The following is a 7,899-nucleotide window of genomic DNA, read 5'->3' as shown; positions in this document are numbered from 1 at the left end:
GGCAATTATATATACAGTTTCTAATAAGAACTTATGTGAATTAAATTCACTTTTGTTAAGATATCCTGAGGGGGCGACGAAATCAGCTATAATATAGACTCTATAAGCTTCATAGCTCTTAGACCTTGTTGATAGTACTTGCGCTTATTAGAATTTAATCTCATTAATTCTGTTACTAATTCTATACAAATATCCTTAAAATTAACCCAAGTCTGTCCATATAAGCCGACATAAAAGCTACTATGTCTCGGGAGCAACGCGATTTTGTGAGGTGCTGAAACCTGGGACGCACATAGCTTGTTTCAGGATGCGATCGCAACTAAAAAATCAGGTTTTGTTGAGAATATAGGGGTGTAATTGAGAACCAAATCCCGATCTCACTTTTTCGCGTTGCTCCCGTATGTCTCCGCTCTAATCGACCAGATTCTTTGATACGACCAACATATTTTTGTATTCCTTTACGTTTAATTTGTTGACCTTGAATCGTTGTAGAAGTGTAAGCAATTGCTATCAATAAAACTAGAGAAATAAAGCGTTCACCCTCAACCTTATGTCTTCTAAATTATAGTCGCCTTTCTTGAAATTTCTAAACATCTCTTCGATAGAACTATTGCATAAATATTTTGTGGTATAATCAGCGGTTGTTATAATTTCAGTTTTTGGTAAGAGTTTATAAATTGTTTCGAGCAAGTATTATCAGGCGATGGCAACGAGAACACCGCAGGCATCGCTAACTAAAAAAATGGCAGCGAACGTTGTTTCAGTTATTGATTAATTACTGAAATTATTTGGTAACTTTGATTTTTTAATCGATTTATATGGCTAATTCGTGATTATAAATTCCCGTCAGTTCCCTGACTCCGGCTACATCTCGCCACAGCAAGGTCAACACCGCCGCCATCATCAACGGTAAATTCAGTATCCGTTCTCTAAGTCCTAATTTTCGGTAGTACTTTTCTTGATTTGTAATGGCTGGTGTCAGTAATCTTTCCAATTGCTCGGCTATTACTTCGTCTTCCACCATTGGTCTTTGTTTCTTTTTCGCGTGGTCTCGATTGGTTTTTCGGTTTTGTGTCATGGCTGGTCTCAATCGCTCAACTACTTGTCTACACTGAGTTTCTCACGATTTTCGACCTATCCAAATACTACCCTTGACAATTTCCTCTTTTCCTTAACTTGTCACTAATGCGTGATTTATGCAATACTGACTAAATAATTCACCGTTGCGATCATCAAATAATTAATGTAATAGGTGAGCCATGAATTTTATCTTTAGTATTTAAAATATTAAAGATAAAATACCTATCCAGTAAGGTTTTTACTTCAAGCTTACAGCACTTCCGGCAGCTATGAGGTACATCCTAAAAGCTGAAAGCGATGATAGGAGAGGGGCAAGGAGAAAACTATATTGCATAATAGCCGGAAGCGCTGTATACTTGAAGGTTCACGGAAACCACAGGTATATTAAATTAAAGAAAACTAACAATAGGTAAAAAACTTAATAAAATTACTCTCAATAAAAACGTAAATTTTACCGATTTATTAAATAGTTTTCAAAAAGTAATTTTATTTAACCATTGATCAATGATCGAGATGTAAACCTATGTAAACGAGTTTGATTAATACTATGCTTACAAAGATCTATCATAATCTAAACCAAACACAGCATAATACTCCAAGTCCAAATATAGCAATCCTATTTGAGCTGTAAAATTAGTCGTGGAGGGAGGCAATAGGCAAGAGATTTTTTCCGAATGATTTAGGATTGCTATAGTAAAGTGATCGCCAAGCAATTCAAAGCTTTACTAACCCCATCAAACTGGATGCAATGAACAATTCAAAATGAGCGATTACAACTTGAATCTGGTGTGAGTGTAAACAAGAAGTTGCGGATGTTTAAGAATTAACTTGCGTGCTAGCCAAAAGAATATTTACCGTAGAGTCAGACATTACTTTTCCAATTTTTGCACAAGTCTAATATTTATAGGTTAACTTCAAATGACTATCCACATAGAAATCCCAATTATTCGCAAAAAGGTTAAGTATTCATTACCCTGGCTAATGGGGTTGATTGTAGCCGGAGCCTTAATTGTTGGTACTATGACGACCTTGGCATTGGGGAATCGGAGGGCAAGTAAACAAGACATCACACAACTAACCGTCCCAGTTCAAGCGAAAACTATCACCGTCCGAATCACTGCAACTGGTAAGATACAACCAATACAAAGCGTTAATATTAGCCCTAAAAATCCGGGAATTCTGGCAAAATTGTATGTGGAACAAGGGCAAAAATTGCAGCAGGGACAAATTATTGCCCAGATGGATAATTCAGAGATTAAAACTCAAGTCATCCAATATCAAGCGAGTTTAGACCAGGCAAAGGCACAGTTAGCTGAAAGTCAAGCTGGTAGCCGTCCTGAAGATATTGCAGAAGCTAAAGCGCATGTAGCAGAAGCCGAAGCCCAGTTAACTGTGGTGCGTGAGGGTAATCGTTCGCAAGAAATTGAACAAGCACAAGCGCAAGTAGATTCAGCCCAAGCACAAATGGAATTGACCCAAGCACGGCTGAAGCGCTATCAGGAATTAGCTAAAGCCGGAGCCATTTCCCAAGACTCCCTTGAGCAATACACCAGTGAAGATAGACAGGCAAAAGCTAGTTTAGAAGAGACCCAACGCCGATTATCGCTGCAAAAAAGTGGCAACCGCAATGAAGACATTAAAAGACAGCAAGCAGTAGTTGCTCAAGAACGTGAGGCATTAAGAAAGTTGCAAAATGGTAGTCGTCCCGAAGAAATTACGCGACTGAGAGCAGCTGTGGCGGAGGCAAACGCTAAGTTGAAACAACAGCAAGTGCAGTTAGGAGATACAATTATTCGCGCTCCCTTTTCAGGGACTGTTACGCAGAAATATGCAACATTAGGGGCATACGTAAGTCCAGCTATTTCGGCTTCTAGTGATGCGTCTGCAACTTCGACCTCAATTATTGCTTTGGCAAAGGGTTTAGAAGTGGTAGCAAAAGTACCAGAAGTAGATATTCCTCATGTCAAAGTAGGGCAAAAGGTGGAACTTATTATTGATGCTTATGCCGATGAAATATTTCATGGGCATGTGCGCCTGATTTCTCCAGAAGCAATAGTTGAGCAAAATGTTACATCTTTTCAAGTGCGCGTGCAACTTGATACCGAAAGTGAAAAACTACGTTCGGGAATGAATGTGGATAATGTAATTTTTATTGGCAAAACTATTCTTAATGCCTTATTGGTTCCACAAGAGACAATTGTCACTCAGCAAGGAAAAACTGGTGTGATGGTGCCGGATACCAATAATCAACCGCAGTTTCACCCCATAACTGTTGGTGTCAGCGTCGACAGCCAAATTCAAGTTTTGCAGGGACTCAAAGCAGGCGAGCGCATATTTAATGACCTTCCCGAAGACAAACAACCAAAGCCATCAATATAATGAATATTCTAGAAAGCTTCAAAATGGCTACTACTACTTTGCTGGCGAATAAACTTCGCAGTAGTTTAACCATGCTAGGAATTATCATCGGCAATGCCTCTGTGATTGCCATGATTGGGATTGGTGAAGGCGCGCAAAAGTTTGCTAATAAGCAGTTTGAAGCATTGGGACCAAATACATTGTTTATCGTTCCTGGTAGCCCGGAAGGAAAAAATACAGGTATTTTTACACCTAAGACATTGGTAATCGCCGATGCCGAAGCGATCGCCAAACAATTATCTACAGTTAAAAATGTGGCTCCGGATATTACTAACAAGATCCCAATTAATTACCGCAATCAAAACTCAAATAGCTCAGTTATTGGGACAACACCAGCATATCTTTCTGTTCGTAATTTTAAGATCGCTCGTGGTAGGTTTTTTCAGGAGTTAGATATAAAACGCAATCAACCAGTGGCAATTTTAGGTCCTGACTTGGTAAAAAAACTGTTTGGCAGTCAAAATCCCATTGGTCAGCAGGTACGGATTCAAAATGTTGCTTTTAAAGTGATTGGCTTAACAGTAGCTAAAGGCTCTTTTTTAGGTGATAACAATGATGATTTAGCTTTTATTCCCATCACCACCATGTCTAGTCGAGTTATAGGGCGTACTTCTCCTTATGGTATCGAGCTTTCAATGATATCGGTATCTGCCAAAAATCAAAATAGCATCAGGGCAGCAGAATTTCAAATCAAAAATTTGCTACGTCTGCGTCACAAGATTATTCAAGATGATGACTTTAGCATTGAAAGCCAACAGAACATTCTAGAAATCATTAATACAATTTCCAGTGCATTGACAATGATGTTAGCTGCGATCGCTGGCATTTCCTTGCTTGTCGGCGGGATTGGCATCATGAATATTATGCTCGTCTCTGTCACAGAACGTACTCAAGAAATTGGACTTCGCAAAGCAATTGGTGCTAATCAGCAAGACATCTTATTGCAGTTCATCATTGAAGCTGTCCTTCTCTCAGTCGTTGGTGGCGTAATAGGAATTGTTGTAGGTGGGAGTGCGGTTGTACTATTTGGCATTTTCACGCCCTTAAATGCTGGGGTCTCACCTACAGCAGTTCTTGTAGCTGCCAGTGTTTCTGGTGGTATTGGATTATTCTTTGGCGTTCTTCCTGCACGTCGTGCTGCACAACTTGACCCTATTGTGGCGCTTAGAAGTGCTTAAATCCTCAATATTCAAACTGAGCGATACAATTTATGGCAAATATTCTTACGACTATTAATGCTAATATTCCCACTCCTACTCCGCAGTCGGCAATCATTTATCTAGAAAAGGTTTTCAAAGTTTATGGGAGCGGTGAAACCAAAGTACAGGCACTCAATGATATCAATTTGATTGTGGAAGAAGGCGAATATTGTGCAATTATGGGATCTTCAGGTTCAGGTAAATCCACAGCTATGAATATTATTGGTTGCTTGGATCGCCCCAGTTCTGGACATTATTACTTGAATCATCTTGATGTTGCCCAAATGACTGATGTCGAGTTAGCAAATATTCGCAACCAAAAGTTGGGGTTTGTGTTCCAACAATTCCATTTATTAACGCAATTGTCAGCTTTGGAAAATGTAATGCTGCCGATGGTATATGCTGGTGTGCAACCTGAGGAAAGACGCGAGCGTGCGATTATATCTCTTCAACGCGTAGGTCTAGCCAATCGCCTTTACAACAAACCCACTCAACTTTCTGGTGGACAGCAGCAACGGGTAGCGATCGCTCGTGCCATTGTTAACTGTCCCGCTATACTCCTAGCTGATGAACCTACTGGCGCACTTGATTCGCGCACTACCCAAGAAGTATTGGATATATTTACTGAACTTAATAGTGGTGGGATTACGGTGATGATGGTTACTCATGAGTCAGATGTTGCTCGTCAAACCCGACGTATTATCTGGTTTCGTGATGGTCAAGTTGTACACTCTCATGTGACCCCAGCTGATTTGAATGAACTTAAGTAGTCAATATTTTAGCCACTGTACTCTTTCTCAATCAAACCCAACAACTTCTCCTCCACCGCAGTCAAATACGGGCGCTTCAGTTCCTCCAGATGCTTCAGCAAAGTACTTGGGGCATCTTCTGAATTCTCATTTTGTGACTTGAAGAAGATTTTGGACAGGTTGTCCAAGTTTACCTTCCAAAAGTGCATGTCCAAGTTTACCTTCCAAAAACGTCCAAAAAATAACATAAAGGAAAGCTAAACGGCTCAAACTATCTCTCTGTATACAAGATAAAGGTTTTGCTCCCTAGCGATGCTTACGGCAGCAAGCGTAAGCAACTGGAGTTTAGACTAAGCCATACAAAAAGACCCAGCAGGGCTGAGTTAATCAGAGACGAATGGCACTAAGAAAAGCTATAAACCACGCTGCATAAGCATTACAAGTATTAATGCGTTAATAGCAGTGGACACTTGGCTGCGATCGCTATTTTTGTAAGGGCTGTGAAATGGAAGCGGTAACGGTGGAAGGTTGCCCAAAAAGTTTTTGAAGGTAGAAAAAGCGAAGCTCGTTCATGGAATACTTTCTTTGAAACGAGCAAGCACATACGATAACTACTACTGTGACATTACGAGTACAAATTCTCAAGGATAAAATTAGTCAAAGTTTGGGGCTACCTTTTAAAGAACTGTTGCCAGAATCTGCAATAAGACTTGCAATTTCTGAGTTAAAGATTAAATACAAAAAGCGATTATTTGACCCATTGATAACGTTGTGGGCGTTTTTATCTCAGGTTCTGGATAATGACAAAACTTGCCACAATGCGGTAAGTAAAATAATTGCACATTTGGCTGAGGAAGAGGTAGAAATTCCGTCAACAGATACGAGCGCATACTGCCAAGCACGGGCAAGATTGCCAGAAAAATTATTAGAGATAGTTTGATGTGGTCGGCTGGAACTACTTATTGTACTTCTCCGTTGCGCCTATCGTTGCAAGGTACTCGCCACCATTTAATTAACTTTATTCCCAAACTAGAGGCTGCTTCTTCTCAAAAACGTCATCGACTTTATTGCACTTTACTGAAAGTTATTGCTCACAAGGCTGTTCCCGATCGCTCCGCAAGAAGTGAACCACGAGTCCGTAAACGTCGCCCAAAAGCTTACCCCTTGATGACGAAACCCCGGCATGAATTACGAAAACAGTTGCAAACTGCTTAAATCACAAGCCTTTGGGCTTTTCTTAGTGCCATTCTCCTTACAATCATTGTGCAACTCTGTTCTTCCCATCGGGTTATTATGTTTTCTGAAATAAAGAAATGCCTCTTGTTAGCCATACCTCTCTCCTTGGCACAACTGGCTCAGGGAGCGACTGGTTTTGTGGATACGGTAATGATGGGTTGGCTAGGAAGTCAGACCATTGCATCTGGAGGTTTAGGAGCTAGTATCTTTAGCTTTTGTCTGCTGCTGTTTACTGGTATTATTTCTGCTGTTAGTCCCTTAGCTGCCCAAGCATACGGATCTGGAAATCAAGAGAAAATCGGGACAATTGTACGGCTAGGATTAGGGATATCTCTGATACTAGCAATACCAATTGCGTTACTGTTTTGCAATGGAGGTAGTTTACTCCTGCTGCTAGGGCAGGATGCTAACACAGCAGCATTAGCACAGACTTATTTAAGAGCAATCGCACTGGGTTTCATTCCTGCTTTAGGCTTTGCGGTACTTAAAAGTTTTCTTTCTGCTCTGTTGCAACCGCAATTAGTAATAGTGACTGTAGTTTTGGGTACTTTGCTCAACGTCGCTGCTAACTATGTGCTGATGTTTGGCAAGCTGGGTTTTCCAGCAATGGGTTTAGCTGGTATCGGTTGGGCAAGCACATTTTCACTTTGGAGTATGTTTGTTGCTTTGACAGTTTATATATGCAATAAACCTCAATTTGCAGTATATGGTATTTTTCAACCCTCATTTTACAAAGCTTTTACCTTAGAACATCGCCATATCATTGGCGAGATTTTTCAGGTTGGGCTGCCCATCGGCGGACTGATTGCAGTAGAAGTAGGACTCTTCACTGTCGTTACTTTCTTGATCGGGCAATTAGGAATAAATGCCCTTGCTGCTCATCAAATTGCTTTACAAACAATTTCTATGTCGTTCCAGATTGCGCTGGGCGTTTCTATTGCGACAACAATTCGTGTTGGGCAGTTAGCCGGACAAAATGACCTAGCTGGAACTCGTCTAGCTGGATATGTAGGCATTGCCATTGCAGCTTTATCTATGGCTGTAGCAGCCATTGCATTTTGGCTAGTGCCAAAGTCGATTATTTCTCTTTACATTGATATTAACGACCAGAACAATGCACAGGTGGTTGCCCTGGCAATGAAATTGCTGGGAGTGGCAGCTATTTTTCAAATAGTTGACGGTGTGCAAGTGACTGCGGCGGGAGCATTACGCGGACT

At 40.6% G+C, this 7,899-nt stretch carries 7 protein-coding genes and 3 pseudogenes; 6 read left to right on the top strand and 4 right to left on the bottom strand.

The annotated features are described in order from the left end of the window. Positions 1-86 precede the first annotated feature (86 nt). The 3 pseudogenes from F8S12_RS40575 to F8S12_RS13750 all read right to left on the bottom strand — a co-directional run. Positions 87-248, bottom strand: a pseudogene (locus tag F8S12_RS40575) (IS4 family transposase); the annotation flags it as partial. A 149-nt stretch (positions 249-397) separates the two neighbouring features. Further along, positions 398-603, bottom strand: a pseudogene (locus tag F8S12_RS13755) (IS4 family transposase); the annotation flags it as partial. Positions 604-826: 223 nt separating this feature from the next. Further along, positions 827-1,024 (bottom strand): annotated as a pseudogene (locus F8S12_RS13750) (IS4 family transposase); the annotation flags it as partial. A gap of 974 nt (positions 1,025-1,998) precedes the next feature. Between F8S12_RS13750 and F8S12_RS13745 the strand changes: the two are divergent. The 3 genes from F8S12_RS13745 to F8S12_RS13735 are packed head-to-tail and all read left to right on the top strand — an operon-like array spanning position 1,999 to position 5,467. Continuing rightward, entirely contained in the window at positions 1,999-3,459 is a 1,461-nt protein-coding gene (locus F8S12_RS13745) for an efflux RND transporter periplasmic adaptor subunit (RefSeq protein WP_196516826.1), read from the top strand. Continuing rightward, a complete protein-coding gene (locus tag F8S12_RS13740; protein WP_196516825.1) occupies positions 3,459-4,676 on the top strand; it encodes an ABC transporter permease in 1,218 nt (405 codons plus the stop codon). Before F8S12_RS13745 ends, F8S12_RS13740 begins: the two co-directional genes overlap by 1 nt. A 32-nt stretch (positions 4,677-4,708) precedes the next feature. Then, complete coding sequence (locus tag F8S12_RS13735) at positions 4,709-5,467, top strand: ABC transporter ATP-binding protein (protein ID WP_230968003.1); 759 nt, start codon at positions 4,709-4,711, stop codon at positions 5,465-5,467. A gap of 8 nt (positions 5,468-5,475) precedes the next feature. Here the strand turns inward: F8S12_RS13735 and F8S12_RS13730 are convergent, their stop codons facing one another. After that, a complete protein-coding gene (locus F8S12_RS13730; RefSeq protein WP_196516824.1) occupies positions 5,476-5,655 on the bottom strand; it encodes a hypothetical protein in 180 nt (59 codons plus the stop codon). A gap of 410 nt (positions 5,656-6,065) precedes the next feature. Between F8S12_RS13730 and F8S12_RS13725 the strand changes: the two genes are divergently transcribed. The 3 genes from F8S12_RS13725 to F8S12_RS13715 all read left to right on the top strand — a co-directional run. Further along, entirely contained in the window at positions 6,066-6,386 is a 321-nt protein-coding gene (locus F8S12_RS13725) for a hypothetical protein (protein ID WP_196516823.1), read from the top strand. Then, positions 6,386-6,661, top strand: a complete 276-nt coding sequence (locus F8S12_RS13720) for a hypothetical protein (protein ID WP_196516822.1) — start codon at positions 6,386-6,388, stop codon at positions 6,659-6,661. The genes F8S12_RS13725 and F8S12_RS13720 overlap by 1 nt, the downstream gene beginning before the upstream one ends. Before the next feature lie 105 nt (positions 6,662-6,766). Beyond that, a partial coding sequence (locus tag F8S12_RS13715; protein WP_230968002.1) for an MATE family efflux transporter occupies positions 6,767-7,899 on the top strand: 1,133 nt, incomplete at its 3' end.

Source organism: Nostoc sp. WHI, assembly GCF_015714725.1.
GTDB lineage: Bacteria > Cyanobacteriota > Cyanobacteriia > Cyanobacteriales > Nostocaceae > Nostoc.
This window is presented reverse-complemented; position numbering and strand designations above follow the sequence as displayed.

Bases quoted from the DNA above. Each gene is read 5' to 3' on its own strand.
- F8S12_RS13745 (WP_196516826.1), top strand. From the start codon at position 1,999: ATGACTATCCACATAGAAATCCCAATTATTCGCAAAAAGGTTAAGTAT.
- F8S12_RS13740 (WP_196516825.1), top strand. From the start codon at position 3,459: ATGAATATTCTAGAAAGCTTCAAAATGGCTACTACTACTTTGCTGGCG.
- F8S12_RS13735 (WP_230968003.1), top strand. From the start codon at position 4,709: ATGGCAAATATTCTTACGACTATTAATGCTAATATTCCCACTCCTACT.
- F8S12_RS13730 (WP_196516824.1), bottom strand. From the start codon at position 5,655: ATGCACTTTTGGAAGGTAAACTTGGACAACCTGTCCAAAATCTTCTTC.
- F8S12_RS13720 (WP_196516822.1), top strand. From the start codon at position 6,386: ATGTGGTCGGCTGGAACTACTTATTGTACTTCTCCGTTGCGCCTATCG.